This window comes from Halobacterium sp. NMX12-1 (assembly GCF_040435975.1).
Classification (GTDB): Archaea; Halobacteriota; Halobacteria; order Halobacteriales; family Halobacteriaceae; genus Halobacterium; species Halobacterium hubeiense.
Genome location: NZ_CP159204.1, coordinates 1,473,154 through 1,496,158, shown reverse-complemented (window position 1 = coordinate 1,496,158; position 23,005 = coordinate 1,473,154). Strand labels below are relative to the sequence as shown.

At 68.9% G+C, this 23,005-nt stretch carries 30 protein-coding genes; 22 read left to right on the top strand and 8 right to left on the bottom strand.

Going from position 1 to position 23,005, the window contains the following annotated elements; genetic code table 11:
* Positions 1-17: 17 nt before the first annotated feature.
* The 4 genes from ABSL23_RS09465 (at position 18) to yqeC (ending at position 2,142) form a co-directional block, all read left to right on the top strand.
* Positions 18-272, top strand: a complete 255-nt coding sequence (locus ABSL23_RS09465; RefSeq protein ID WP_059056363.1) for a hypothetical protein — start codon at positions 18-20, stop codon at positions 270-272.
* A 35-nt stretch (positions 273-307) separates the two neighbouring features.
* The gene (locus ABSL23_RS09460) at positions 308-1,024 is read left to right on the top strand and encodes a GAF domain-containing protein (RefSeq protein WP_059056362.1); all 717 of its coding nucleotides are present in this window, start codon (positions 308-310) and stop codon (positions 1,022-1,024) included.
* An 80-nt stretch (positions 1,025-1,104) separates the two neighbouring features.
* Positions 1,105-1,422 (top strand): helix-turn-helix transcriptional regulator, encoded by a 318-nt coding sequence (locus ABSL23_RS09455; protein ID WP_059056361.1) that lies wholly within the window; start codon positions 1,105-1,107, stop codon positions 1,420-1,422.
* Positions 1,423-2,142, top strand: coding sequence for a selenium cofactor biosynthesis protein YqeC (gene yqeC / locus ABSL23_RS09450; protein ID WP_353633539.1), 720 nt, complete (start codon positions 1,423-1,425; stop codon positions 2,140-2,142).
* Between the two features lie 47 nt (positions 2,143-2,189).
* Here the strand turns inward: yqeC and ABSL23_RS09445 are convergent, their stop codons facing one another.
* The 3 genes from ABSL23_RS09445 to ABSL23_RS09435 all read right to left on the bottom strand — a co-directional run bounded on the left by ABSL23_RS09445 (position 2,190) and on the right by ABSL23_RS09435 (position 4,017).
* Positions 2,190-2,366: a hypothetical protein gene (locus tag ABSL23_RS09445; protein ID WP_157533977.1), complete on the bottom strand. Its 177-nt coding sequence runs from the start codon at positions 2,364-2,366 to the stop codon at positions 2,190-2,192.
* A gap of 268 nt (positions 2,367-2,634) precedes the next feature.
* The gene (locus ABSL23_RS09440) at positions 2,635-3,294 is read right to left on the bottom strand and encodes a helix-turn-helix domain-containing protein (protein WP_353633538.1); all 660 of its coding nucleotides are present in this window, start codon (positions 3,292-3,294) and stop codon (positions 2,635-2,637) included.
* Between the two features lie 105 nt (positions 3,295-3,399).
* Positions 3,400-4,017: a molybdenum cofactor guanylyltransferase gene (locus ABSL23_RS09435; RefSeq protein ID WP_353633537.1), complete on the bottom strand. Its 618-nt coding sequence runs from the start codon at positions 4,015-4,017 to the stop codon at positions 3,400-3,402.
* A gap of 78 nt (positions 4,018-4,095) precedes the next feature.
* Here ABSL23_RS09435 and ABSL23_RS09430 point away from each other — a divergent pair, with 78 nt between their 5' ends.
* From ABSL23_RS09430 to ABSL23_RS09405, 6 genes are read left to right on the top strand one after another with little or no spacing between them, the layout of a single operon-like run.
* Positions 4,096-5,826, top strand: a complete 1,731-nt coding sequence (locus tag ABSL23_RS09430; protein WP_353633536.1) for an aldehyde ferredoxin oxidoreductase C-terminal domain-containing protein — start codon at positions 4,096-4,098, stop codon at positions 5,824-5,826.
* Positions 5,823-6,515, top strand: a complete 693-nt coding sequence (locus ABSL23_RS09425; RefSeq protein WP_353633535.1) for a hypothetical protein — start codon at positions 5,823-5,825, stop codon at positions 6,513-6,515. Before ABSL23_RS09430 ends, ABSL23_RS09425 begins: the two co-directional genes overlap by 4 nt.
* Before the next feature lie 60 nt (positions 6,516-6,575).
* A complete protein-coding gene (locus ABSL23_RS09420) occupies positions 6,576-6,839 on the top strand; it encodes a hypothetical protein (RefSeq protein WP_353633534.1) in 264 nt (87 codons plus the stop codon).
* Positions 6,836-6,976 (top strand): hypothetical protein, encoded by a 141-nt coding sequence (locus ABSL23_RS09415; RefSeq protein ID WP_353633533.1) that lies wholly within the window; start codon positions 6,836-6,838, stop codon positions 6,974-6,976. The genes ABSL23_RS09420 and ABSL23_RS09415 overlap by 4 nt, the downstream gene beginning before the upstream one ends.
* A complete protein-coding gene (locus ABSL23_RS09410; protein ID WP_059056354.1) occupies positions 6,976-7,317 on the top strand; it encodes a hypothetical protein in 342 nt (113 codons plus the stop codon). Before ABSL23_RS09415 ends, ABSL23_RS09410 begins: the two co-directional genes overlap by 1 nt.
* A gap of 42 nt (positions 7,318-7,359) precedes the next feature.
* Positions 7,360-7,491, top strand: a complete 132-nt coding sequence (locus ABSL23_RS09405; RefSeq protein ID WP_256943874.1) for a hypothetical protein — start codon at positions 7,360-7,362, stop codon at positions 7,489-7,491.
* 4 nt (positions 7,492-7,495) lie between these two features.
* Here ABSL23_RS09405 and ABSL23_RS09400 read toward each other — a convergent pair whose 3' ends face one another.
* Positions 7,496-8,119, bottom strand: a complete 624-nt coding sequence (locus ABSL23_RS09400) for a molecular chaperone TorD family protein (protein WP_353633532.1) — start codon at positions 8,117-8,119, stop codon at positions 7,496-7,498.
* Positions 8,120-8,121: 2 nt separating this feature from the next.
* The gene (locus ABSL23_RS09395; protein ID WP_353633531.1) at positions 8,122-10,218 is read right to left on the bottom strand and encodes a hydrogenase iron-sulfur subunit; all 2,097 of its coding nucleotides are present in this window, start codon (positions 10,216-10,218) and stop codon (positions 8,122-8,124) included.
* A 171-nt stretch (positions 10,219-10,389) separates the two neighbouring features.
* Here ABSL23_RS09395 and ABSL23_RS09390 point away from each other — a divergent pair, with 171 nt between their 5' ends.
* The 5 genes from ABSL23_RS09390 to ABSL23_RS09370 all read left to right on the top strand — a co-directional run bounded on the left by ABSL23_RS09390 (position 10,390) and on the right by ABSL23_RS09370 (position 15,901).
* A complete protein-coding gene (locus ABSL23_RS09390) occupies positions 10,390-13,572 on the top strand; it encodes a formate dehydrogenase subunit alpha (protein WP_353633530.1) in 3,183 nt (1,060 codons plus the stop codon).
* Positions 13,573-13,575: 3 nt separating this feature from the next.
* Positions 13,576-14,250, top strand: a complete 675-nt coding sequence (locus ABSL23_RS09385; RefSeq protein WP_059056350.1) for a 4Fe-4S dicluster domain-containing protein — start codon at positions 13,576-13,578, stop codon at positions 14,248-14,250.
* Positions 14,250-14,642 (top strand): hypothetical protein, encoded by a 393-nt coding sequence (locus ABSL23_RS09380; RefSeq protein ID WP_059056349.1) that lies wholly within the window; start codon positions 14,250-14,252, stop codon positions 14,640-14,642. The genes ABSL23_RS09385 and ABSL23_RS09380 overlap by 1 nt, the downstream gene beginning before the upstream one ends.
* Positions 14,639-15,649, top strand: a complete 1,011-nt coding sequence (locus tag ABSL23_RS09375) for a cytochrome b/b6 domain-containing protein (protein ID WP_353633529.1) — start codon at positions 14,639-14,641, stop codon at positions 15,647-15,649. Before ABSL23_RS09380 ends, ABSL23_RS09375 begins: the two co-directional genes overlap by 4 nt.
* A gap of 69 nt (positions 15,650-15,718) precedes the next feature.
* The gene (locus ABSL23_RS09370) at positions 15,719-15,901 is read left to right on the top strand and encodes a hypothetical protein (RefSeq protein ID WP_059056347.1); all 183 of its coding nucleotides are present in this window, start codon (positions 15,719-15,721) and stop codon (positions 15,899-15,901) included.
* 33 nt (positions 15,902-15,934) lie between these two features.
* On the opposite strand, the gene ABSL23_RS09365 is transcribed toward ABSL23_RS09370, so the two are convergent.
* On the bottom strand, positions 15,935-16,336 hold the full coding sequence (locus tag ABSL23_RS09365) for a hypothetical protein (RefSeq protein WP_059056346.1): 402 nt from the start codon (positions 16,334-16,336) through the stop codon (positions 15,935-15,937).
* 105 nt (positions 16,337-16,441) lie between these two features.
* Here ABSL23_RS09365 and ABSL23_RS09360 point away from each other — a divergent pair, with 105 nt between their 5' ends.
* Entirely contained in the window at positions 16,442-16,870 is a 429-nt protein-coding gene (locus ABSL23_RS09360; protein ID WP_059056345.1) for a hypothetical protein, read from the top strand.
* Here the strand turns inward: ABSL23_RS09360 and ABSL23_RS09355 are convergent.
* Both ABSL23_RS09355 and ABSL23_RS09350 read right to left on the bottom strand, forming a co-directional pair.
* Positions 16,867-17,505: a recombinase RecA gene (locus ABSL23_RS09355; protein WP_353633528.1), complete on the bottom strand. Its 639-nt coding sequence runs from the start codon at positions 17,503-17,505 to the stop codon at positions 16,867-16,869. The genes ABSL23_RS09360 and ABSL23_RS09355 overlap by 4 nt on opposite strands.
* 70 nt (positions 17,506-17,575) lie before the next feature.
* Positions 17,576-18,517: an NAD-dependent epimerase/dehydratase family protein gene (locus tag ABSL23_RS09350; RefSeq protein WP_353633527.1), complete on the bottom strand. Its 942-nt coding sequence runs from the start codon at positions 18,515-18,517 to the stop codon at positions 17,576-17,578.
* A gap of 110 nt (positions 18,518-18,627) precedes the next feature.
* Between ABSL23_RS09350 and fer the strand changes: the two genes are divergently transcribed.
* The 6 genes from fer (at position 18,628) to ABSL23_RS09320 (ending at position 22,985) form a co-directional block, all read left to right on the top strand.
* Positions 18,628-19,314: a ferredoxin Fer gene (gene fer / locus ABSL23_RS09345; RefSeq protein ID WP_353633526.1), complete on the top strand. Its 687-nt coding sequence runs from the start codon at positions 18,628-18,630 to the stop codon at positions 19,312-19,314.
* A gap of 53 nt (positions 19,315-19,367) precedes the next feature.
* Positions 19,368-19,970 (top strand): tRNA (cytidine(56)-2'-O)-methyltransferase, encoded by a 603-nt coding sequence (locus ABSL23_RS09340; RefSeq protein WP_353633525.1) that lies wholly within the window; start codon positions 19,368-19,370, stop codon positions 19,968-19,970.
* A 66-nt stretch (positions 19,971-20,036) separates the two neighbouring features.
* Positions 20,037-21,017 (top strand): bile acid:sodium symporter family protein, encoded by a 981-nt coding sequence (locus ABSL23_RS09335; protein WP_353633524.1) that lies wholly within the window; start codon positions 20,037-20,039, stop codon positions 21,015-21,017.
* A gap of 65 nt (positions 21,018-21,082) precedes the next feature.
* Positions 21,083-21,601: a transcription factor E gene (gene tfe / locus ABSL23_RS09330; RefSeq protein WP_059056340.1), complete on the top strand. Its 519-nt coding sequence runs from the start codon at positions 21,083-21,085 to the stop codon at positions 21,599-21,601.
* Positions 21,601-22,266, top strand: a complete 666-nt coding sequence (locus ABSL23_RS09325; protein WP_353633523.1) for a DUF2110 family protein — start codon at positions 21,601-21,603, stop codon at positions 22,264-22,266. The genes tfe and ABSL23_RS09325 overlap by 1 nt, the downstream gene beginning before the upstream one ends.
* Positions 22,263-22,985 carry a DUF5803 family protein gene (locus ABSL23_RS09320; RefSeq protein ID WP_353633522.1) on the top strand — a complete coding sequence of 241 codons (723 nt, stop codon included), beginning with the start codon at positions 22,263-22,265 and terminating at the stop codon, positions 22,983-22,985. The genes ABSL23_RS09325 and ABSL23_RS09320 overlap by 4 nt, the downstream gene beginning before the upstream one ends.
* The last annotated feature ends 20 nt before the right edge of the window (positions 22,986-23,005 follow it).

Below are 23,005 nucleotides of genomic sequence, written 5' to 3'. Positions count from 1 at the left end.
ACGACCCACACTGAGGTATGCACGAGGCAGCGCCGGGCCGACCAGCGTGGAGCCGCCCAGCGGACGTCGCCATCCTGACGTTCCTCGCGGGCCACAGCGCCGAGTACCCCGCCATCGTCGCGAACCGCATCGGGATGCACGCCCCGCACGTCGAAGCCCGCTTCGAGGTGCTCGCCGAGCGCGACCTCGTCGAGCCGGTCACCGGGGAGGTCGTCTACCGCATCACCGAGCGCGGCCAGCGCGCGCTCGACGCCGGCGCCTTGCCAGAGTGAACGCTCATATACGTCCGCGCGACGAACGACACAGTATGAACCACGAGTCCTACCTCCGGGCCGTGGACCTCCCGGAGTACGCCGACCGCGCGACGAACGCCGCCGAGCGCGGCGCCGCGCTCGTCGCCCGCCCGCCGCACGCGACCGTCGACGCCGACACCGTCGAGGACTGCTACGTCTACCCCGTGCCCGAACTCGGGCCGGACGGTTCGTGTGGCGTCGGCCTCGCGGAGGAGCCGTACAACCTCGCGCCCATCTGCGGGCTGGAGTACGAGCCCGAGCGCCTCCGCGACCACCCCAACACCGCGCGGCTGGTCGCGCTCGACGAGACGGTGCGGCGGCTCGCCGAGGAGACCAACCCCGACTGGCTCGGCGTCTACCGCCGCGCCACCAACCCCGACGGCGAGGAGGTTCTCGTCAAGGAGGCGTACGTCGGCGAGCACTCCCGCGCGGAGTTCCCGCTCACCGAGTCGTTCGCCGAGCGCTCGAACAACTCCACGGTCGGGCTCACGGGCGACGCCGTGCTCGTCGAGGACGTCGCAGACTACGACGGCCCCTACTACGAGTGCGACGACAGCGTCCAGAGCGAGTTCTGCTGTCCCATCCTCGCGGGCGACGACGTGGTGGGCATCATCGACGCGGAAGCCCACGAGCCGGAGTTCTTCACGGAGGAACGCGTGCTCACCATCGTCGGCGCGTGCGCCGCGCTCGCGGACTCGGACCTCCTCACGCCGCCGCGCGTCGAGGCCTGAGTCGGCGACTCGTGCCGGTTTCTGACGGCCGCGTGGCCACCGAACTTAATACGATACCGGACCTCCCTGCAACCAGACCTATGGACGACCTCACCGGCTTCCAGCGCGACCTCCTCGTCGTGACGGCGGGCCTCGAGGAGCCCAACGGGCTCGACATCAAGGAGGAGCTCGAACAGTACTACGAGTCGGACATCAACCACGGGCGGCTCTACCCGAACCTCGACACGCTCGTCGAGAAGGGCCTCATCGAGAAGGGGCAACGAGACGAGCGAACCAACGAGTACGGGGTCACGCCGCGCGGCGACCGCGAGCTGCGCGCGCGCCGCAAGTGGGAGAACCGCTACGTCCGTGACGCGGTGGCGGAACTCGACGACGACCACCTCCTGTTGGCCAACTGAATGGAGCTCGAAGACGCCGTCGACGCCGAGGGAGTCGTCTGCGCGGTCGGTGCGGGCGGGAAGAAGTCGCTTTTGTACGCGCTCGCCGACCGAATCGAGCGCGCCGTCGTGACGGCGACGGTCCGCATCCCGATTTTCGACGAGCACGTCGCCCGGGTCGTCGTCACGGACGACCCGTCCGCGGCCGTCCGCGAGAACGCCGAGTGGCCGATGGGCGTGGTGCCCGAGCAGGAGCGCGAGGACCGCTACCGCGGCTACGAGCGCGAGCGAATCGCGGGCGTCGCCGACGCCGCCCCGAGCGCCGTCCTCGTGAAAGCCGACGGTGCGCGCACCCGCCGGCTGAAGGCGCCGGGCGAACACGAGCCACAGATTCCGGACTGCGCGGACGTCGTGGTGCCGATTGCGAGCGTGCGCGCGGTCGGCGAACCGCTCTCGGAGGCCGTCGCCCACCGGCCCGAGCGCGTCGCCGCCATCACGGACCTCTCGGTCGGCGACGAGATTCGTCCCGAGGACGTCGCACGCGTGCTCGCCCACCCCGAGGGCGGAATGCGAGACGTACCAGAGGGCGCGACCCCGATTCCGCTCGTGAACATGGCCGACGACGCCGCGCTCGTCCAGACCGCCACCGAAATCGCGGAGGGCGTCCACGAGCGCGCGGACGTCCCCCGCGTCGTCGTCACGTCGCTGAAGGCCGACGACCCCGTGAAGACCGTCGTCTAACGTCTTCGTTCGGCGAGCGGGTGAACCGACTGCTACGGACGGGTAGCCTAGGCTTCGATTATCGACTGGAACTCCACGTTCCCACAGGTACAGGTTCCGTCTTCGAGGCCGATGGGTCGGAGGCCGCCGTCACCGGTCACTTGCGCGGGGAAAATCGCACTACAGGCCGTACACTCCGCCACCGCTTGCGGTTCGCCGCCTTGACTCGGCTCGGTGCTACTCATTAGTGGGTGTAGTTGCCGAGACGCTGGAGACGAAGTCCCCCGTCGTGTATGTATCCGTACAACGCGAGCAAAGCCGCAGCTCCTCGGTTTCACCCGACGTGAACGTCACTCGCACGACCCTCGCGCCACCTCCGCCGCATTCTTGACATTCGACCATGGTTGGTTATCGAGAGCGACGAGTGCCCGACCACCCGTCTCCCCGTACGTATCCTTCTACGGCCAGTCCGGTGAGCGTTGATTTTGGCTATACAACGTGCTTTTTACCTAACTACTGGTTCGGCCGCTCGGGCTCCGAGAGCGTCTGTTCGAGCGTGTGCTTGATTCCGTGCCGGAGGCGGGAGGCGACGGCCTGCTGGGAGATGCCGAGTTCGTCGCCGATTTCTCCCATCGTCACCTCCCGGGGGGACTCGAAGTACCCGCGTTCGTAGGCGAGCGCCAGCGCTTCCTCCTGTTTGTCCGTGAGCGCGGCCGCCGCGTCCGCCTCCACGGGCGTCAGTTCGTGCAGGGCCGTCAGCGTAATCGGGATTCCCAGCTTTCGACAGCGAGCGTGGAAGGCGGCGATGTCGCTTCGCGTGTCCCCCCGGATGTCGAACGTCCACTGTCGGTTCGTGCCGGTCGCGTTGATGAGCGGGATGCCGGTCTCCGTCAGCACGCTCAGCAAGTCGTCGTACTCGAGCGACCACTCCACGCGCAGGAGGTACTCGTCCTCGACGGAGTCGACGAGTTGGATGCGGTTCACCCCCGGGTGTTCGGAGAACGCGGCCTCGACGTCCTCGATTTCCGTGCCGCGAACCCAGAAGTAGGGGATGACGACGTCCTGTGACGGAATCAATCGCTCCAGTTCGACCGTCACGTCCGGGAATTGCGCGAACACAGTGCCGAGGGGGAACTGGTCGGACGGAACGGTGACGGTAGCCTCCGTAGCCATCACTCCGACGACGGCGCGCTAGCTGTAAAAACTACTCATCGCGCAACATGTCGGGGGACCACGCTCCGCTCGCTCACCGATGCAGTCGGGACAGTTCTCGCAGCGCTACTGCGGCGCGAACCGCTCGGCCGCTTCCGCCACGGCCTCGCGCGTGTTGAGGTTCTCGAAGGATTCGAGGTCGCCCGCCGCCGCCACGTCTGCCTCGGGGACGGCGACCCAGTCCAGCGACTCCAGCGGCGCGAGAATCTTGCGGTCGCCGCGGTCGAGGGCGTCCGCGCAGGCCGCGGCCATCGCGTCCGCGCGGTAGACCGCTTGCGTCGTCTGGTACCAGCCGTCGTCCATCTCGGGGACGGCGGCGTCGCGGCCGGCGGCGCGGTCGAAGAGGAGGTCGACGACCGCTGGGTCCACGAACGGCATATCGCAGGCGACGACGAGCGCGTACTCGCCGCTGGCCTCTCGGAGGCCGGCGGCGATGCCCGCCATCGGCCCCTCGTCGGGCTCGGGGTCTTCGGCGACCCGGACGGGGTTCGGGTAGCCGTCGAGGGCGTCCCGGTGGGCGTCGCGCTGGTCGTCGCGGCAGTTCACGACTAGCTCGTCGGTGACATCGGCGAGGCGGTCGGCGACCCGGCGCAGCATCGGCGAGCCGGCGAGGTCGGCGAGCGCCTTGTCGCCGTCGCCGTACCGAGTCGAGCGGCCGCCCGCGAGCACGACTGCTGAGCGCACGCGGGAACGTCGGCGCGCCAACCGCTTGAACGCTCCGGAGCGACAACGCTTAACCCCGCGAAGCCGTTCCCTACGGGCATGGTCGGGGACCACGTGTTGCGCGTGCGGCTCGGCGAGGGGACCGTGTCGCGCGAGGAGATTCCGCCCGAGTGGCGACGCCGCTACGTCGGCGGGAAGGCGCTCGCCGCCCGGTACCTGCTCGCGGACACCGAGGCGGGCGTCGACCCGCTCGGCCCCGAGAATCTACTCGCGTTCGCGGTCGGCCCGCTGACCGGGCGCGCGCCCGGCGAACCACGGTTCGCGGTCGTGACGAAGTCCCCGCTCACGGACGCGTTCCTGGACTCGTACGCCGGCGGCGACTTCGCCGCGCGGCTCGCGGGCAGTCTCGACGACTGCCTGCTCGTCCTCGTCGAGGGCGAGCGCGACGAACCCGGCGTCCTCGTCGTCGAGGACGGCACTGCGCGCATCGAGGACGCCCCCGAACTCGCGGGCATGGACGCCGCCGAGACCGACGCCCAGTACCCCGAGGCGGCGGTCGCGTGCGTCGGCCCCGCTGGCGAGCACGGCGTCCAGTTCGCGACGGTCGCGACGGACGGCGGCGACCACCACGCCGGCCGCGGCGGCGCGGGCACCGTGATGGGCGCGAAAGGCCTGAAGGCCGTCGTCGCGCGCGGCGACGCGCCGGAGACGCCGCCGGAACTCGAAGCCGCCGACGAGGAGTTCGCGGACGCGGAGGTCGGGCGCTGGCAGGCCGCCAGCGAGACGCTCGAATCCGTGGACTTCGCGGACGAAGTGGGCGCGCTCCCCACGCGGGGCTGGCAGTCCGGGACGTTCGACGGCGCCGACGGCGTCGGCATCGAAGCCGTCCGCGAAGCCAGTGTCGGACGCGAGCGGCCGGGCGAGGCCGTTCCGGGCGGCTTCCGCGTGCCCGACGGCGACGGCGAGACGGTGCCGCGGGGCGCGGCGTCCATCACGCTGGGCGCCGGCCTCGGCATCAGCGACTTCGACGCGGTCGCCGAACTCGGCGGGCTCTGCGACCGCCTCGGCGTGGACGTCATCAGCGCCGGGAGCGCGGTCGCGTTCGCCGCGCGGGCGAGCGAGCGCGGCGCCCTCGACCGGGACATAGACTTCGGCGACCCCGAGGGCGCGCGGCGGCTCATCCGCGAGGTCGCCACCCGCGAGACCGACCTCGGGGACGCGCTCGCGGACGGCGTCGTCGCGGCCGCCGACCGCCTCGGCTTCGACCAGCTGATTCCCGCGGTGAAGGCGATGGAGCTGCCGACGTACGACCCGCGGGCGGCGCCCGCGATGGCGCTGGCGTACGCGACCAGCGACCGCGGGGCGTGCCACCGGCGCGCCCGCCCCATCGAGGAGGCCGCCGTCGCCGCGGAGTCGTGGAGCGACGCGGACCGCGTGCGCGCGGTCGTCAGCGAGCAGAACGCCCGCAGCGCGCGCTGGTGTCTGGTCGCCGACGACTTCGCGGGCGAAGCCGCACCCGAGCAGGGCGCGCGCTGGCTGCGTGCAGTCGGCGTCGAGGCCACCGCGGAGTCGCTGGCGGACCTCGGCGAGCGCGCGTGGAACCTCACGCGGCTGTTCAACGTCCGCGAGGGCCACGACCGCAACGACGACGCGCTCCCCGAGGCGATGACCGTCCCGCTGCCGGACGGCCCCGCGGAGGGCGCGGCCATCGACCGGGAGCGGTTCGACGCGATGCTTGAGGCGTACTACGACGCCCGCGGCTGGGACAGCGAGGGCGTGCCGACGGAATCGACGCTCGAACGACTGGAGTTGACGGAGGCTACACAGTGACAGAACGAATCGACCTAGACGACGTCGAGGTGGAGACCGAGGAAGACGAGGGCAACGACGGCGACTGGCTGTGGCGCGACGACGCCTCTGCCGACATCGACGGCGACGTCGGCGAGACGGCCGCCGGCGAGAGCGCCAGCAGCGGCGGGGCGGCCACGGAGTCCGAGGAGCCGTCCGGCGACTCGCAGGGCGACCGCATCCCCCACGTCCCCTACGAGTCCTCGAACAGTCCCGCGGGCATCCCGAAAGACCACGGTGGCGCGGGCGGCGGCGCCGGTCCCGCAGAGGACCGCGCGGAAGCGCCCGAGGCTAGCGGCCCGCACGGCGGCGGCGTGGACGATATGGCGACCGCGTACACGTACGAGGCCGTCCAGCAGCTCGCGGACCCGCGCATCGCGCTCGCGGAGACGAACGAGTGGTCCGACTGGATTGGGCTGGTCGGCGACGTGCCGGCGCACGCCATCAACTCCTTCCTGCGCGAGCACCAGCTCGACATCGACTTCTTCAACGGCTCCGGGGACGGCCCCGCCGAGCGGCTCGCGGCCATCGGCGAGCACTCGATGTTCTACTCCGAGCGGATGGTCGTCGTCGGCACCGAGGGCGAGGAGTGGATCGCCGAGGACGCCGGCTGGGAGTTCGTGGACCTCGCGGACGCCGCCGAGAGCGCCGGCTGGGAGCTCGACGACTGAACGGCAGCGCGACGTTCCGCGGGGGAATGATTTTTTACGCGAGAGCACTTCCACCGGGACATGAGTCTCAGAGACGCAATCGACCAGACCGGGTGGCTCCCCGTCGCGGTGCTGCTGGCCCTGCTGTGGACCGTCGTCACCGCGCTCAACGTCGTGAACCTCACGCAGGCGTACTCGGGCGTCACCGGCCCCTACGTCGGGCAGACGTTCGTCGGCGGCGCGCTCGGGCTGCTCGTGCTGCTCGGGTTCGGCGCGGCCGTCGTCTACGTCTACGGCGAGGCCGGCGAGAACGAGCCCACGCCGGAGTCGTTCCCGCCGCAATGATGTACGAGTGCGCGCAGTGCGAGAACATGACCCGCATGCCGGGCTGCGAGACGAACGCGACGACCCGCGAGTGCCCGGTCTGCGAGGAAGTGACGACGTGGCGGGTCGCCTTCGAGGGCGAGGGGTTGAGCTTCTGATGCAGTTCGAAGCCAGCGACCGCCTCGTCGCGGCCGCCGACGAGTGGGCCGAGCGACGCATGACCGACCGCGAGGACGCCCTCGAGACGAAAGTCGAGCAGGCGCTGCTGGAGGTCGAACACCTCGTCTCCGGCGAGCAGGACGTCGAGTTCGACGTCGACGAGCGGACGATTACGTACGAGCCGACCGAGGAACTCGCGGCGTTCCTCGACCAGCAGGCCGAACGAGCGGGCACCGAGCCCGCGGCCGTGCTGTCGATGCACACCGACCTGTTCGCGACGGTGTTCCTCGACAACTACGACCAGGAGGAGCGCCCGCCGAACGCGCCCCCCGTGGAGTAGGCGACCGCAACGTTTTCTACGCCCCCGCCGCTACGCTACTGTATGGCACACAAGGAGTCCGGCTGGAAACCGAAGGGTCGCGCGATGCAGTACAAGGGCGAGGACGTCACGGACCACGCCGTCGCCCCCGGCGAAATCAACGACGCCGAGAAAGAACCCAGCGACGACGAGTAATCTTTTACGCGACGAGGTCGCGTTCGAACTCGACGAATCCACGCAGGACGTGGACCGCGGCGAGGTAGAACGGCTCGTCCGTGTTCTCGACGACGTCGTCTAGGTACGCGTCCAGCCACGTCGAGAAGTGCTCGTCGAGGAACACGCGCTCGAAGCCGACGGCTTCCTCCTCGCCGGCCTGCTGGCGGCGCAGGAGGTTCCGGACGAACAGCAGTTCGACGCCGACGTAGTCGGCCTCCTCGCTGACGTCCTCTGGGACCTTCCAGCCCGCGGCGCCGTAGCTGGCGTCCACTTCCGCGAGTCCCGACGAGAGGAAGTCCGTGTCCTCGCGGTAGTACGTCTCGTGGGGCTGGACGGGCGGCCGCGGCCCGACGAACAGCCGCGTGAATTCCTTGGCGAGCTCGTCGGTCACCTCGGCGGGGTCGCGGCCCTCGTTGGCTTCGACGAACTCGTGGAGGTACTCGAAGCCCGCATCGAGGTCGTCGTTGATGGAGTCGGCGGGCGTGTCGAGACCGCCGTCGAGGAGCTGTTCGACGAACGCCTCCTCGGGCGTGTCGTAGAGTGCGTCGACGAGGTAGTCGACGAGTTCGAGTCGCGCGTCGTAGAGTGCCTGCTGGTCCAAGCTCATGGTTATCGGTCGTAGACGAGTTTCGCGCGGCAGTCGCTGCAGTACTCGAAGACGTCGCCGTCGGCGTCGGGCGCGATGCCCGCGACGACGTCCCCGACTTCGTCGCTGATCTTCTGTGCGGACGCCTCGCTCGTGAACGGCTTGCCGCAGCGGCGACACTCCCGCATCTCGCCGTCCGCGACGGTCGTCCACGCGTCGCCGTCGTTGTTCTCGGGGAGCAGGCCGAGTTCGAGGCCGCCGTCCACGCGGATGGCGTCCTCCATGCAGCCCTCCTCGCAGAGCCCGCAGTTCACGCAGCGCTCGTGGTCGAACTCTAGGCCGGCTTCCTCGCGGCGGAGCGCGTCCGTCGGGCAGAGGTTCGAACACGTCGGCGTGAACGTGCAGTCCTCGTTGACCTCGACGCGGCCGAACGACTCCAGCCCGCGGACGACGTCCCGCGGGTCGGTGTGGGGGACGATGGCGCGCACGCTCTCCAGCGCCCAGTCGTGGGTGTTGAACTCGGGGTTGGCGGTCGTCGGGTCCGCGACGCCGTCGGCCTCGTGGCCGGCGGGCACCGGCGACGGGTCGAGACCGAGTTCGACGAACCGGCTGACGTCCTCGACGAACGCCTCCGGCTCGCCGGGCTCGGGCGCGAAGAACGCGGTGCGCTTGCCGAGCCCGAGGTCCTCGGTCGCCTGATTCATGCGCGTGACGAGTTCGGCCTTCGGGTCCGGGCCGGAGTGCAGGCAGTCGCCGCCGCAGCCGACGATGGCGACGCCGTCCGCGCCCGCGGCGAGCGCGTGCAGGACGTGCGCCTCGCCGACGGTGTCCGCGCACGGCACCTCGACGGGGAGCAGCGGCGGATACTCGATGCCGTCCCGCTGGCGGGCGCGGCGGCCGAAGTCGTCGAGCGCGCGGGCGGCGCGCTCGTCGCAGACGAACGCCACGACGCCGGTCTCGATGCCCTCCTCGGACGAGGACAGCAGCCCGGAGTCGTCGGTCTCCACGAGCATCGACTCGACCTCGCGGGCGATGCGCTCGTTCGAGGGTTCGCGGGCGCGCACCGCGCCGGTCGGGCACGCGCTCGTGCACGCGCCACAACCCTCACACGCCACTTCGTCGAACTCCACGCTGTCGATGCTGGGGCGGGAGACGGCGCCGTGCGGGCAGGCGTCCGAACACGCGGTGCAGCCCTGCTGGCTGGACCCGCCCGCCGCGCAGACGTCCATCTCCACGTCGAGGAACTGCGGCTTCTCGATGCCGCCGATGAGGTCTTGGACGGCCGCGACCGTCGCGGCGTCCACCGGCCCCGTGTAGAATCCCATGCGGCCGCCGCGGGTCGCCCGGGACGCGTCCGGGTACACCACTTGGTCGGCCTCGATGGTGCGCTCCTCGGGGTGGATGGCGTCGGTCGGACAGCAGTCCACCCAGTCGCCGTCCGGCGCGCCCGGCAGCACGTCCACGGGCTTGCTCGTGACGTACTCGTCGGGCCCCTGCTTGACGCACTCCATGCAGTCGATGCAGTCCTCGGTGACGCCGGCCTGCACCTGAATCTCGAACTCGCCGTAGACGCCGTCGACGTCCGTGACGCGCCCGCGGGCGAGCGTGACGTCGCGGAGGTCGTAGTCGGCGTCCGCGAAGTCCCGGCCGTCCGCGAGCAGCGTGACGTCCGCGGAGTCCGACAGCGCTTCGGCGGCCTCGGGGTCGCCGACGACCACGACGTCGTCGCCGGCCTCCCGGGAGACGGACCGCGGCGGCGCCTCCTCGCGGAGGCCCGCGTGCGCGGCGTTTATCTTCCGCGCGACGAGGTCGGTTGCGTCGGTCTCGTCGTGGACCCACGCGCCGCGCTCGCGGTGATTGACGAACGAGATTGCCTCGGGATGGAGCCCGGCGTCGTCGAGCACGGTTCGGTATCGTTGCTTGCAGTTGTCGCTCTCGGCTGTGACTATCAGGTGGTCGAGGTCGTACTCCTCGACGACGTGTCGCACCTTCGGTAAGCCCTCCGTACAGAGGTTCGCACCGCTGGCGACGACGTCGACGTCGCGGACGCCCTCGCGGACGCCTTCGAGGTCGAGGTCGACGGAACCACCGCAGCCACAGACGAACGCCCCGACGTTCATTCACTCGTCGTTACGCGCGACCACCGAAAGGGGTTGCGGCTGCCCCCCGCAAAGAACCAGCAGAGACCGCTTCCTTCCGGTAATCAGGACGACAGAATGCCGGACTCAGGCAGGAACACTAAAGTGGCTGCTCCACCATTAATTGTGTTACACGGTGACAGGCTCTAAACCATGAGTACACAACCGGTCTCTCTGGACCTAGACCGTCGGTCATTCATGAAGGCGAGTGCCCTCGCAGGCGGCCTCGCCCTCGGCGGCGGGATAACCGGCCAGACGCTCGCTCAGGACGGCGAAAGCGGTGGCGCCGACGTCTCCGGCGACGACTCGACGCTCACCAAGACTATCTGTAACTTCTGCGCGGTCGGCTGCGGGTTCCGCGGAGAACGAGAAGGGGATGCTTTCGTCGGGCAGGAGCCCTGGGAGGAGAACCCGATTAACAACGGGTCGCTCTGCTCGAAGGGGGCTGCCATCTACGGCAGCGAACACTCCGAGCGACGTCTGAAACACCCGATGCGGAAAGAAGACGGCGAGTGGAAGAAGATCACGTGGGACGAAGCGTACTCCCACATTACCGAGGAGCTCGAGCGAATCTGGGACGAGTACGGCCGCGACTCCCTGATGTTCCTCGGGAGCGCCCACCACTGCAACGAGGAGGCGTACGCGTCGCGCAAGCTCGCCTCCTTCATGGGCACGAACAACATCGACCACCAGGCCCGTATCTGCCACTCCACGACCGTCACCGGTCTCGCGAACACGTGGGGGTACGGGGCGATGACGAACACGGTCAACGACTACCGGAACTTCGACCTCAACATCATCATCGGGCAGAACCCCGCGGAAGCCCACCCCATCGCGATGCAGCACATCCTCGAGGGGCAGGCCCGCGGCGGCACGGTCGTCTCCGTGGACCCCCGGTACACGAAGACGTCCGCTCACGCGGACGACTTCTACCGGCTGCGTCCCGGGACGGACGTCGCGCTGATGATGGGGCTGATGCGGTACCTCCGCGAGCAGGGCGAACTCGACGACGAGATGCTCGAGGAGCGCGTGCAGGGGTGGCCGGACGTCGAGGGCGAACTCGACGACTACGACCCCGAGACCGTCGAGGAGATCACGTGGATCAGCGCGGACCGCGTCCGCGAGCTCGGCGACCTCATCATCGAGAACAAGCCCAACGTCCAGATCGAGTGGGCGATGGGCGGCACCCAGCACAACAACGGCACGCAGAACATCCGCTCGTACGCGCTGACCAGCCTCGCCTCCGGGAGCGCCGCCCACTCGGGCGGCGGCCTGCAGGTGATGCGCGGCCACGCGAACGTGCAGGGTGCGACGGACCTCGGCGTCGCCAGCCACATCCTCCCCGGCTACTACGGCGTCTCCAGCCGCGGCTCGTGGGAGTACTGGGCGGACGTCTGGAACAAGACGCCGACCACCTCCGGCGACGTCAGCTTCGACGACCTCTACGAGAAGTTCGAGACGATGCCGCCCGAGCTGTACGAACAGCAGGGCGGCGACCCGGGCGCCTCCGCGGAGGACCGCTCGCTGATGTATCAGAACGGGCTCACCGTCGCCCGCTGGTTCGAAGCGGCGCTCCCGCAGGAGGACCGCCTCCTGGAGTCGCCCATCTACCAGGAGAACCCCGTGAAAGCGGCGTTCTTCTGGGGGCACTCCTCGAACTCCATCTCGGAGATGCCGCGGATGCGGCAGGCGATGGAGGCCCTCGACCTGCTCGTGGTCGTGGACCTGTTCCCGTCGCTCGCGTCCGTGCTGCCGGACCGCGACGACGGCGTCATCCTGCTGCCGGCGGCCAGCCAGTACGAGCACTACCGCTCGGTCACGAACTCCCACCGCGCAGTGCAGTGGAGCGAGCCCGTGCGGCCGCCGAGCCACGAGGCGAAGCCGGACATGCAGATCATGCAGGAGCTGGCCGACCGCCTCGGCTTCGGCGAGCACTTCGACTGGGGTTCGGGCCCCGAGATGTTCAACGGGAAGTCCACGTACGAGGAGGCGCTGCGCGAGATCAACCTCGGCGTGCGCACCATCGGCTACCAGCAGAGCCCCGAGCGGCTCCAGCAACACCGCGAGTACGACTACGCGTTCTCCGAGGAGGACACGAAGGCGCACGACACGAACCTCCCGGTAAGCGGCGAATACTGGAGTCTCCCGTGGCCGTGCTGGGGTGACGGCCACCCCGGCACGCCGATTCTGTGGACCGACGAAGTCGACCCCCGCGAGGGCGGCCAGGACTTCCGTTCCCGCTGGGGGACGGAGGCGCCGTCGCCCGAGGACTGGGCGTCGATGGACACGGACAAGGAGTACCCGCTCCAGGAGACCTACGACCAGGGCGGCGACGAAGCCCTGAACATGCTCCGGGCGTCGTTCTCCCCGGACTGGCACGACGGCGAAATCGAGGGCGTCCCCGAGTATCCGGGCTTCGCGACGGCGCTCCCGGAGGACCTCAACAACCCCTCGGCACCGTCGCTCCCGTTCGAGTACGCGCTCAGCGAGGACCACTCGCCGTACGACGCGGCGGTGGCGCTCAACGAGCGCGAGGAGTTCGACTTCGACCTCGACTTCTGGGAGCAGTTCGACAACGCACAGCCCGACCCGCCGACGGGGCGCGGTCGCGCTCGCGCTGTCGCGTGGGAGTTCCTCGACCCGACGCCGGTCCACCGCGAACCCATCGAGAGCCCCGAACCGGGGCTGACCGAGGAGTGGCCGGCGAACGGCCAGCAGCACAACGTCTACCGGCTGGACCAGAACAACTCGGAGGTCCAGTCGCGGGCGATGAGCCGCATCGCCGACTCCGACGGCGCCATCGACACCATCCTGACGTCCGGCCGGCAGGTCGAACACCAGGGCGGCGGCTCGGAGACGCGGTCGAACATCTTCACCGCGGACCTCCAGCCGCACATGTACGCCGAGATTCACCCGGACATGGCCGAGGAACTCGGCGTGGACGGCGGCGACCTCGTGGTCGTCGAGACGACGAACCGCGGCTCGGTGCTGGTGAAAGCCCGCGTGACGAATCGACCGAACGCCGAGGAGACGTTCCTCCCCTACCACTGGGGCGGCATCTTCCAGGGGGAGAACCTCCTCGAAGAGTACCCGGACGGGATGGCGCCGTTCGCCATCGGTGACAGCGTGAACTCCATCACGTCGCCGGGGTACGACGTCGAAACGCAGATGCAGGAGACGAAGGCCGCGATGGTTCGCGTCCGGAAAGCGACCCAGGACGTGGTCGACGAACTCAACATGGACGTCGACCTGTCGACGTTCTCGTTCCCCCAGGACGAGGCCAACATCGGTCGGCAGAAAGACTTCGACGTCCGGGAGAACAAGCCCGTTCAGTAACCAATGTCATCGAACCAACAATCACAACGTGAGGTCTTGAGCCAGGGGGTCATCAGCACCGGCGAAGGTGCCCGCATCTTCCCCGACGTCGAGGCCTGTATCGACTGCGGTGGCTGTGTCGTCGCGTGCAAGCGCACGTGGGACATCGGCCCGGAGGAACAGCGAATCAGCATCTCCACGATGTTCGAGGGCGAGCAGGCCGACGAAGGCTACAACGCCAACAGCTCGAAGGCCCTCGACGACGGCGCGTTCCCCGGCGAGACCGCCATCCCGATGCAGTGTTACCACTGCGAGAACGCGCCCTGCGTGTCGGTCTGTCCGACCGACGCGCTCCAGAAGAACGACGACGACTTCGTGCAGGTCAGTGAGGACCTCTGCGTCGGCTGCCAGTACTGCCTGTCGGCGTGTCCGTTCGGCGCCCCGCAGTTCCCCGACGAGGACGACGGCGGGAACGCGGTCGTCGGCACCGGCGGCATCATGGACAAGTGTACGATGTGCGAGGAGCGCCAGAACGTCGGGAAGGGCCCGGCGTGCGCCGAGGAGTGCGCGACCGACGCCATCCTCGTCGGCCAGCCCGGTCAGATCGCCGACGAGCTCGACAAGCGGGACCGCGACCCGTTCTTCAACGACGAGGCGATGGAGGTCATCTTCGGCGAGGACGCGGAGGTGTTCAACTGATGGCTCGCCGCGACGACGCACGCGGCATGTCGGAGGCGCTCGCCATCGCGGTCAGCGCCGTCGTCGGTATCGTCGTCGCAGTCGCCTCCGTCTGGTACGTCAACGGCTCCTTCGACGCGAGCTTCGAGACGCTGTACCGCGTCAACCCCACCGTCGAGGGCGGCGGCGTCGGCGCGGACTTCGTCGCCGGCAACACCGACCCGCTGCTTGACGCGCTCATCGTCGTCATCCACGCGGTCGACGTCCTGATGGGCGTGTTCATCCTCGCGCTCGTGTTCGTGCACTGGGGCGCGTTCCGGCGCCTCGGCGCGCGGATGCGCGACCACGACGAGCCCGCGGAGGTCGCCACGGACGGCGGCCGCGACGCCGACAGCGGAGGTGAGAGCGCGTGACGAACATGGACCACGGGAAGTTCACGCGCGTCACGACGTACTTCCACTCGCTGCTGGCGCTGGACGTCTTCCTGTTGTTCTTCACGGGCTACTCCGTGATGTTCAACGACGAACTCTGGTGGATGGTGGAGTTCATGGGCGGCAACGCCGGCGTGCTCGCGCTCCACCGCATCGCCGGCTTCGGCCTCATCGTGCTCACCGTCTTCTGGGTGACGCTGATGCTCATCGGGCCGGGACGGCGCAAGAACTTCAAGGCCGTCCTGCCGACGCCGACGGACGCGAAAGCGTTCATCCAGGACGTGCAGTTCGTCCTCGGGCGCGCCGACGAACGCCACCCGAACGCGCGCCAGTTCGCGGGCTACTCCTCTGACGAGGTCCCGCTGCTGTCGTACGTCGGGAAGGGCGTCGTCTGGATCTTCACCGTCGAGCTCGTCCTCCTGATGATTTCCGGGCTGCTCATCTGGAGCAAGGTCGGGCTCGCGCAGTTCTTCCAGACGAAGGCCGCCGCGACCGCGTTCGTCACCTTCCACGGCCTGCTCGGGGTCGTGATGGTGATGGGCATCATGTTCCACATCTTCGAGCACGGGTTCCACCCCGCGTTCTACCCCGTGGAGATGAAGGCGTTCGTGCCGAAGTCGATGATGCCCCACGAGGAACACGAGGACCACGAGGGCACCGGCATCGAGTTGCTCTCGCTGCGCCCCACGTGGAAGTGGGCCGTGAACGTCGCGGGCGCCGCCGTCGTCATCGGCATCGTGAGCGTGCTCGTCGGGAGCATCTTCGACTCCGGCTATCCGGTTCCCGCCGGCCTGACGGTCGGCGGCGGACCGACGAGCATCCTGCTCACCATCGGTATCAACGTCGGGATGTTCGTGTTGCTGCTGGGCGTCGTGCTCTCGACGTACGGCAACGTCCTGCGCGCTCGCTACGAGCAGCAGGTCGCCAGCGACGAACACGACTCCGAGCCCGAGGCGGCCGCGGACGGCGGCCAGCCTCGCGACGAGTAACCACACCGCGGCTCCGTTTTTTCGGCGTCAGCCGGTTCGCTTAAGTCGCTCGTCGTGTTAGCCGATATCATGGCTGGTGTACTCGACCTCGTGTACGTCGCGCTCGCACTGCTCGTCGCCGTCGGCGGCGTGTTCACCGTCTGGTGGATCGGCCGCGACCTCGACGACGGCATCGACCCGACCTCGGACCTGATGCGCGCGCTCGGGGTGTCGGTGTTCCTCGTGGCGCTGGCGTGGCCGCTGGTCGCCTGAATCGCGCGGAAAACGAGTTTCTTCTCGCGGTCGCTACGCCGTCAGTAGCTCCGCGGACTCCTCGGAGAGCTCCACGGTGACGTCCTGTCGCGTCTGCTGGCTGATCTGGTCGATGTTCCGCGTGAGCACGTCGAGGATGTCCTCGGGCTCGGGGTAGACGAGCATGTTGCCGTCGTCGTCCTCCATCACGAGCTGGGTGTCCGCGAGGTTCACCTGGTCGTGGTCGAGGTTCGCGACGATGGCGGGCAGTTCCTCGGCGCCGCCGGGGTCGCCCTCCTCGACCATCGTGACGTACAGCGCGTCCAGTCCGATGAGGTCCTTGTACTCGCGGACGCGGCGCGCGATGGTCACCATGTCCTTCGTGACCGCAGTCTTCTCGGGGTTGCCGTGTTCGCCCTCGTAGCAGTGTTTGCACACCCGCAGTTCGATACGCATACTCCAGCGAAGGTGCGACGGCCGTTTGAACCTTCGGCTGTGCGGGCGATTTTCCGTCTCTCGACCGACGGAAGATTAACCATCCGTGGCGCCGAACGGTAGGGTATGCCCGCCGAATCGCTCGCGAGCTATCTGCGCGAGCTCGACGCCGGTGACCTCCGGTCGGCCGTCCACTACGAAGGCGACGACTTCGACACCGTCTACCAGCGCGAGGCCCTCTCGGAGGAGTACACCGAAGCGGAGTTCGAGGAGATCGCGAAGAACTTCGTACTGAAGGGGTTCGACGACCCGCTCGAACAGCCGGAGTTCGCGCGCTTCGGCCACCTCGACGCGACCGTCCGGTGGTTCCACGAGGTCGTCGTCGTCCAGGTGCCCCTCGACGAGTGGTCCGGCGTCATCGTCTCCTTCGACCGCGACACCATTGAGGACACGGGCCGACTCGTCGACGCGCTCCTGGAGTACGTCGAGGAGAACTTCGCCGACCACGGCGACGTCGCCGAGGCGGCCGACGACTTCGCCAGCGAGTTCGACTAGTAGGACACCCACTCGGTCGGCGACCCGTCGAGCCCGACCACGCGCAGTTCGCGGCCGTCTTCCTCGCTGCGCGTCTGAATCATGCCGTCGTACAGCGGCGCGAGCGTGTCGAAGCTCTCGCGGTTGCTGGTGTCGAGGACGCCGAGCCCGAGCCAGTCCAGCCGCTCGACGTGGCCGGCGAAGACGTGGAGGAACCGGTAGACGCGGCGCACGTCGGCGTACATCAGCATCGTCGAGATGGTGGAGATGTCGAAGCGAACGCGGTCGCAGTCGCGTTCGAGCCGCTGGAAGAGGCCGCCGAGCCGGATGCCCATGTCCGTGATGTCGCCGGGCGAGGAGACGTACTTCACGAGGTCCTGGTCGCGGACCGACTCGCCGCGCTGGCGCGTCACGCAGTCGACGATGCCGGCGCGGCCGCTCTTCACCTGCTCCCAGACGTGTGGCGCGCGCTTCCGGATGGTCTTCGTGCTGTCGTGCGTGCCGACGACGATACCGCCCTCGCCGCACTCGCAGCCGTCGTCGACCAGCGAGAGCGCGAGCTCGCGTTTCCCCGTCAGCGGCGGTCCGCCGACGAGGAGGTTCGAACCCTCGGGGATTTCCTCGATTGGGAGGAACGCAGCGGCGTCGTAGCCCATTACGTCGTACTCTTTGCCGCTTCGCCATATGGTTTGTTCCCGAGAAGTAGTCCGGGTGACAGGAACGGAGTCAGGCGCGTTCCGCGCGCAGTTCCTCGACGAGCCCGCGGGCGGCCTCGCGGACGGCTTCGTCGCTGGACTGGCTGGGCTCCCAGCCGAGCGCCGAGAGCTTCTCGATGGAGAGGCGCATCTTCGGGACGTCGCCGGTCCAGCCGCGGTCGCCGCCGGTGTACTCGTAGTCGGGGTCGAGGCCCATCTCGTCGGCGACGATGTCCGCGATGCGGTTCACCGAGGTGGTGGTGCGCGTGCCGAGGTTGTAGACGTTGTAGTCGTCGTCGGCGTGCTCGACGACGTGGGTCATTGCGTCCACGCACTCCTCGACGTGCAGGTAGGACTTCTCTTGGCGGCCGTCGCCGAGGATTTCGAGGGTCTCGGGGTCGTCCAGTAGCTTCTCGATGAAGTCCGGGACGACGTTGCCGCGCTGGCGCGGCCCGACGATGTTCGCGAACCGGTACACCCACGACTGGACGCCGTAGGAGTTCGCGTACGTCGAAATCAGTCCCTCGTCGGCGAGCTTGCTCGCGCCGTACACCGAGATGGGTTCGAGGGGCGCGTAGTCCTCGGGCGTGGGCATCGGCGCCTCGCCGTACACCGTCGAGGACGAGGTGAACGCGAGCTTGTCGACGCCGACCTCCCGCATCCGTTCGAGGACGTTGTACGTCATCTCCGTGTTCTCCTCGAACAGCTGGCGGGGCTCGCCGTAGTTGGTGTCCGTGTACGCCGCGAAGTGGAAGACGACGTCCACGTCTTCGGTGATGACGGCGGCCACGTCGTCGGGGTCGCGGACGTCGCGCTCCGCGAACTCCACGCCGTCCGGGACGCGGTCCCGGGTGCCCTTCGAGAGGTTGTCCACCGCGAGCACGTCGTTGTCGGGCGCGAGCGCGGCGGCGAGGTGGGAGCCGACGAGCCCGGCCGCCCCCGTGACGACGACGCGCTTGCCTGTGAGGTCCATACTGGACGCCACCCGTCGGGCCGGCAAGGGTTTTCCGATGCGCGCGACGGACTCCGGCAACGAGCGCGCCCGCGGAGAGACTTTTCAACGTGTGGCCCGTCCACTCGCGTATGGATTCTCCCTTCGACGTGCTGGGAGTCGACGAGGACGCCAGCGAGGGAGAAATCGAGCGGGCGTACCGCGAGCGCGTCAAGGAAGCCCACCCCGACCAGGGCGGCTCTGCGGCGGAGTTCCAGTTGGTGCGCGCTGCCTACGAGAACGTCACCAGCGAGGACGCCGACGACGGCGGGGACATCGCCACGGAAGCCGGCTTCACGGAGGAGTCACCGAGAGACTACGGCGTCGACCCCGAACGCGACTTCCGGCCGTGGGAGGAGTCCCACGTCGAGTACCTGAACTACGCCGTGCTGGACGACTACGGCTGGTCGCTGGGGGACGACGACCTCTTCGAGCGCGCCGCCGCCGCCGGCCTCGACCCCGTGAACCACGGCGAGTTCGACGTCGCGCCCGGCGAGTCGCTGCTTGAGGCCGCCGAGGACCGCGGGTTCGCGTGGCCGTACGCCTGCCGGGGCGGCGCGTGCGCGAACTGCGCGGTCGTGGTCGTGGACGGCGACCTCTCCCAGCCCACCGACCACATCCTCTCCCCGGAGCTCGTCGACCGGGACATCCGGCTGTCCTGCAACGGCGTCCCCACCACCGAGGACCTCCAGGTCGTCTACAACGTCAAACACCTCCCGGAATTGGAGGACCTCCGGCTGCCGCCGTACCCCTTCGAGCTGGCGCACGCCGACGACTGACGCGGACCGCGCGAGTCGAAACGCGTACCCCGGCGGGCCGACTCTGCGGACGTATGCAGGGATACCCCGAGGTCGCGGTGCTCCGGTACGGCCACCGGCCGGGCCGGGACGACCGCATGACCACGCACGTCGGCCTGACGGCGCGCGCGCTCGGCGCCGACCGGGTGCTGTTCCCGGACAACGCCACGCAGTCCGCCGAGACGGTCCGGGACATCACGGGCCGGTTCGGCGGCCCGTTCGACGTCGAACTCACGGAGGAGCTGAATGCGACCATCGAGGGCTGGGAGGGCGTCGTCGTCCACCTCACGATGTACGGCGAGCGCGTGCAGGACGTCGAGGCGGACGTGCGCGACGCTCACGTGGACCAGCCGGTGCTCGTGGTCGTCGGCGGCGAGAAGGTCCCGGGAGACGTGTACGAACACGCCGACTGGAACCTCGCGGTGACGAACCAGCCACACAGCGAGGTGGCGGGCCTCGCCGTCTTCCTCGACCGGCTGTTCGACGGCCGCGAGCTCGAACAGGAGTACGAGGACGCAGAGCGTCGCGTGATTCCCGAAGAACTGGGGAAGCACGTCGTGGACGTTCGAGAATCGCGAAGCGATCCCCGTAGCCCGTCAGAAGCGCAGAGCGCTTCTGAGGACGTCGACGAGGAGTGACGGCGCGCGGACCGCAATACTGCCAGTAGGCGAAGCTTTCTTTCCCCGGACCGCCGCCGTGTGCGTATGAGTGTCAGTGACGGGATTTCGCGGGTGGCACGGGTCGCGAGCAAGTACTTCGTCGTCTGGGTGATTGCGGCGGCGGGCCTCGCGCTCGTCTATCCGAGCGCGTTCGTGCCCGTCCTCGACTACGTCAACCCCCTGCTGGGCATCATCATGCTCGGGATGGGGTTGACCCTCCAGCCCGCGGACTTCAAGCGCCTCGTCGAGCGCCCCGTGGACGTGGGCATCGGCGCGGTGACGCAGTGGCTCGTGATGCCGCTGGCGGCGTACGCGCTCTACTTCCTCTTCGACCTGCCGGACGCCATCGGCGTCGGCCTCATCCTCGTCGGCGCGGCGCCCGGCGGCACTGCCTCGAACGTGATGTCGTACCTCGGCCGCGGCGACGTCGCGCTGTCAGTCGCCATCACGACGGTGACGACGCTCGCGGCGCCAATCGTGATGCCCGCGTGGACGCTGTTCATCCTCGGGGAGTCTATCGACGTGACGTTCGCGGAGATGTTCACGAGCATCGTCCAAATCGTCATCATCCCGGTCGTGCTCGGCTTCGGGATTCGGTACATCCTCGACCGCTACTCGCCGAAAGCCGCCGAAGTCGGCGTCGATGTCTTCCCCGTGATTAGCGTCGCCGCCATCGTCGCCATCGTCGCGGGCGTCGTCGGCGCGAACGTCGACAACATCCTCACCGCGGGCGCGCTCGTGCTCGCAGCCGTCGTCATCCACAACGGCATCGGGCTGGGCGCGGGCTACGGCGTCGGCCGGCTGTTCGGCATGTCCGAGGACCGCGTGCGGACGACCGCCTTCGAGGTCGGCCTCCAGAACAGCGGGCTCGCGGTCGCGCTCGCGACGTCGCTGTTCGAGCCCGCGGCCGCGCTCATCCCAGCGCTGTTCAGCGTCTGGCACAACGTCAGCGGTCCCGCGCTCGCCAGCTACTTCACGTGGCGCGACGACCAGACAGCCGACGCCGCGGCCGCGAGCGCGGACTGACGCGTCGCGGCGTCAGACGGGGGAGTGACAAGACTTAATGCCGGCGCGGACCCCGTTTTGACGTAATGGCTTTTGAGGAGCTACTCGACGACCCCGTGGTTCAGAAGTACCTCCACGAGTTGGTCGGGCCGAAGGGGATGCCGGTGGCGGTGTCCCCGCCGGACGGCGAGGTGACCGACGAGGAGCTCGCCGAGCGGCTCGGGCTCGAACTGAACGACGTGCGCCGGGCGCTGTTCATCCTCTACGAGAACGACCTCGCGACGTACCGCCGCGTCCGCGACGAGGACTCGGGGTGGCTCACCTACCTCTGGACGTTCGAGTACGACAACGTCCCGGAGAACCTCCGCGAGGAGATGGACCGGCTGCTGGAGGCGCTCGTCGAGCGCCGCGAGTACGAGCTGAACAACGAGTTCTACCTCTGCGAGGTGTGTTCGATTCGCTTCGAGTTCGGGGAGGCGATGGACCTCGGCTTCGAGTGCCCCGAGTGCGGGTCGCCCGTGGAAGCGATGGAGAACACCGACCTCGTGGAGGCGATGGACGAGCGCATCGAGAACCTCCGCAGTGAACTCGGCGTGAGGGCCTGATGGTCGTCCTCGCAACCAAGCTCTACGTGGAGGGCGACGCCCGCGAGCGGGCGCTGGACAGCCTCCGGTCGCAGGTGGACAACGACGTCGGCGACCTCGACGTGGAGTACGACATCGGCGTGCGCCACGACGACTTCCCGACGGTGACCCTCGAAGGCCCCGACGAGGTCGCCGCGCGGAACGTCCTCGCGGAGACGTGGGGCGAAATCACGGAGGGCTTCGAGGACGGGGAGACGTACGTCGGCACGCTCGAATCCTGGGACGACGACGGCTTCGTGCTCGACGCAGGCGAGGACGTGCTCGTGCCCGCCGACGAACTCGGGCTCGGGCCGGGGTCGCCCGCTCAGATTCGCGAGCGCTTCGGGCTCGTCCAGCACGTGCCGCTGCGGTTCACGTACGGCGAGACGCCCGAACTCGCGGACGTCGAGCAGGACCGCCTCTACGACTGGACGCGCGGCACCGGCCGGCTGAACGTCAACAGCGCGACCCGCGGCGAGGTGCGCGCGACGGTCAACCGCGCCGGCCACGCCCAGGACATCGTCACGGTCGAACGCCTCGGCCTGCTCGAACAGAGCGTCGTCTGCCGCGAGGGCACGGACCCGCCCGGCCTGCTCGCGGCCGTCGGGGAGTACCTCCCCTCGGAGCTGCTGGCAGTCGTTCCATGAGCAGGCTCAAGGTGGCGCTGGGCGTGCTCGCGCTCGTCGCGCTCGCGGGCTGCACCGGCACCGGTCTCGGCGGCACGCCCGCGCCCAGCGACGAGCAGCTCGCCGAAAACGCGACCTACGACTGGAGCCACGACGCCGACGTCACGCTCAACGTCACCGGCGGCGAGTACAAGACCGTCGCGGACGTGAACGGCAGCGAGCGCGTGCGGCTGGCGTCCACGAGCGGGTTCGCCGCCCGGAACCCGGTCTCGATTTCGGCGGTGCAGTTCCGCTACGAGAACGGCACCGTCGTCGGCGCGGACGCGATAGACGTGTCCACGCGCGACCAGCGCACGGTGATCGACCTGCCGGCGGCCAACGGGACGTTCGCGTACACGGGGTCGGCGGGCACGCGGTCGGTGAACGCGCCCCTCGACTTCGAGGGGAGCCACGAGGTCGTGTTGCCGCCGGGAATGCGGGTGTCGTTCCCCGTCTTCGGTGACGTCTCGCCGGGCGGCTACGAGCAGTCCGTCGAGGACAACCGCGTCCACCTGCGGTGGTCGTCGCTGTCCAGCGCCACCGTCAGCGTCGACTACTACCTCGTCCGGGACCTCTACATCTTCGGCGGCCTCCTCGGCGCGCTGTCACTCGTGGCGGTCGGCGGCGTCGTCTACTACCGGCTGCGCATCCGGCGACTGGAGCGCGAGCGCGAGGAAGCCGGCCTCGACTACGAGCGATAGCCGCGGGGACGTTACTTTTC

What these genes read in the sequence shown, in the direction of transcription:
- ABSL23_RS09465 (WP_059056363.1), top strand. Translation starts at nt 18, where the DNA reads ATGCACGAGGCAGCGCCGGGCCGACCAGCGTGGAGCCGCCCAGCGGAC.
- ABSL23_RS09460 (WP_059056362.1), top strand. Translation starts at nt 308, where the DNA reads ATGAACCACGAGTCCTACCTCCGGGCCGTGGACCTCCCGGAGTACGCC.
- ABSL23_RS09455 (WP_059056361.1), top strand. Translation starts at nt 1,105, where the DNA reads ATGGACGACCTCACCGGCTTCCAGCGCGACCTCCTCGTCGTGACGGCG.
- yqeC (WP_353633539.1), top strand. Translation starts at nt 1,423, where the DNA reads ATGGAGCTCGAAGACGCCGTCGACGCCGAGGGAGTCGTCTGCGCGGTC.
- ABSL23_RS09445 (WP_157533977.1), bottom strand. Translation starts at nt 2,366, where the DNA reads ATGAGTAGCACCGAGCCGAGTCAAGGCGGCGAACCGCAAGCGGTGGCG.
- ABSL23_RS09440 (WP_353633538.1), bottom strand. Translation starts at nt 3,294, where the DNA reads ATGGCTACGGAGGCTACCGTCACCGTTCCGTCCGACCAGTTCCCCCTC.
- ABSL23_RS09430 (WP_353633536.1), top strand. Translation starts at nt 4,096, where the DNA reads ATGGTCGGGGACCACGTGTTGCGCGTGCGGCTCGGCGAGGGGACCGTG.
- ABSL23_RS09420 (WP_353633534.1), top strand. Translation starts at nt 6,576, where the DNA reads ATGAGTCTCAGAGACGCAATCGACCAGACCGGGTGGCTCCCCGTCGCG.
- ABSL23_RS09415 (WP_353633533.1), top strand. Translation starts at nt 6,836, where the DNA reads ATGATGTACGAGTGCGCGCAGTGCGAGAACATGACCCGCATGCCGGGC.
- ABSL23_RS09410 (WP_059056354.1), top strand. Translation starts at nt 6,976, where the DNA reads ATGCAGTTCGAAGCCAGCGACCGCCTCGTCGCGGCCGCCGACGAGTGG.
- ABSL23_RS09405 (WP_256943874.1), top strand. Translation starts at nt 7,360, where the DNA reads ATGGCACACAAGGAGTCCGGCTGGAAACCGAAGGGTCGCGCGATGCAG.
- ABSL23_RS09400 (WP_353633532.1), bottom strand. Translation starts at nt 8,119, where the DNA reads ATGAGCTTGGACCAGCAGGCACTCTACGACGCGCGACTCGAACTCGTC.
- ABSL23_RS09395 (WP_353633531.1), bottom strand. Translation starts at nt 10,218, where the DNA reads ATGAACGTCGGGGCGTTCGTCTGTGGCTGCGGTGGTTCCGTCGACCTC.
- ABSL23_RS09390 (WP_353633530.1), top strand. Translation starts at nt 10,390, where the DNA reads ATGAGTACACAACCGGTCTCTCTGGACCTAGACCGTCGGTCATTCATG.
- ABSL23_RS09385 (WP_059056350.1), top strand. Translation starts at nt 13,576, where the DNA reads ATGTCATCGAACCAACAATCACAACGTGAGGTCTTGAGCCAGGGGGTC.
- ABSL23_RS09380 (WP_059056349.1), top strand. Translation starts at nt 14,250, where the DNA reads ATGGCTCGCCGCGACGACGCACGCGGCATGTCGGAGGCGCTCGCCATC.
- ABSL23_RS09370 (WP_059056347.1), top strand. Translation starts at nt 15,719, where the DNA reads ATGGCTGGTGTACTCGACCTCGTGTACGTCGCGCTCGCACTGCTCGTC.
- ABSL23_RS09365 (WP_059056346.1), bottom strand. Translation starts at nt 16,336, where the DNA reads ATGCGTATCGAACTGCGGGTGTGCAAACACTGCTACGAGGGCGAACAC.
- ABSL23_RS09360 (WP_059056345.1), top strand. Translation starts at nt 16,442, where the DNA reads ATGCCCGCCGAATCGCTCGCGAGCTATCTGCGCGAGCTCGACGCCGGT.
- ABSL23_RS09355 (WP_353633528.1), bottom strand. Translation starts at nt 17,505, where the DNA reads ATGGGCTACGACGCCGCTGCGTTCCTCCCAATCGAGGAAATCCCCGAG.
- ABSL23_RS09350 (WP_353633527.1), bottom strand. Translation starts at nt 18,517, where the DNA reads ATGGACCTCACAGGCAAGCGCGTCGTCGTCACGGGGGCGGCCGGGCTC.
- fer (WP_353633526.1), top strand. Translation starts at nt 18,628, where the DNA reads ATGGATTCTCCCTTCGACGTGCTGGGAGTCGACGAGGACGCCAGCGAG.
- ABSL23_RS09340 (WP_353633525.1), top strand. Translation starts at nt 19,368, where the DNA reads ATGCAGGGATACCCCGAGGTCGCGGTGCTCCGGTACGGCCACCGGCCG.
- ABSL23_RS09335 (WP_353633524.1), top strand. Translation starts at nt 20,037, where the DNA reads ATGAGTGTCAGTGACGGGATTTCGCGGGTGGCACGGGTCGCGAGCAAG.
- tfe (WP_059056340.1), top strand. Translation starts at nt 21,083, where the DNA reads ATGGCTTTTGAGGAGCTACTCGACGACCCCGTGGTTCAGAAGTACCTC.
- ABSL23_RS09325 (WP_353633523.1), top strand. Translation starts at nt 21,601, where the DNA reads ATGGTCGTCCTCGCAACCAAGCTCTACGTGGAGGGCGACGCCCGCGAG.
- ABSL23_RS09320 (WP_353633522.1), top strand. Translation starts at nt 22,263, where the DNA reads ATGAGCAGGCTCAAGGTGGCGCTGGGCGTGCTCGCGCTCGTCGCGCTC.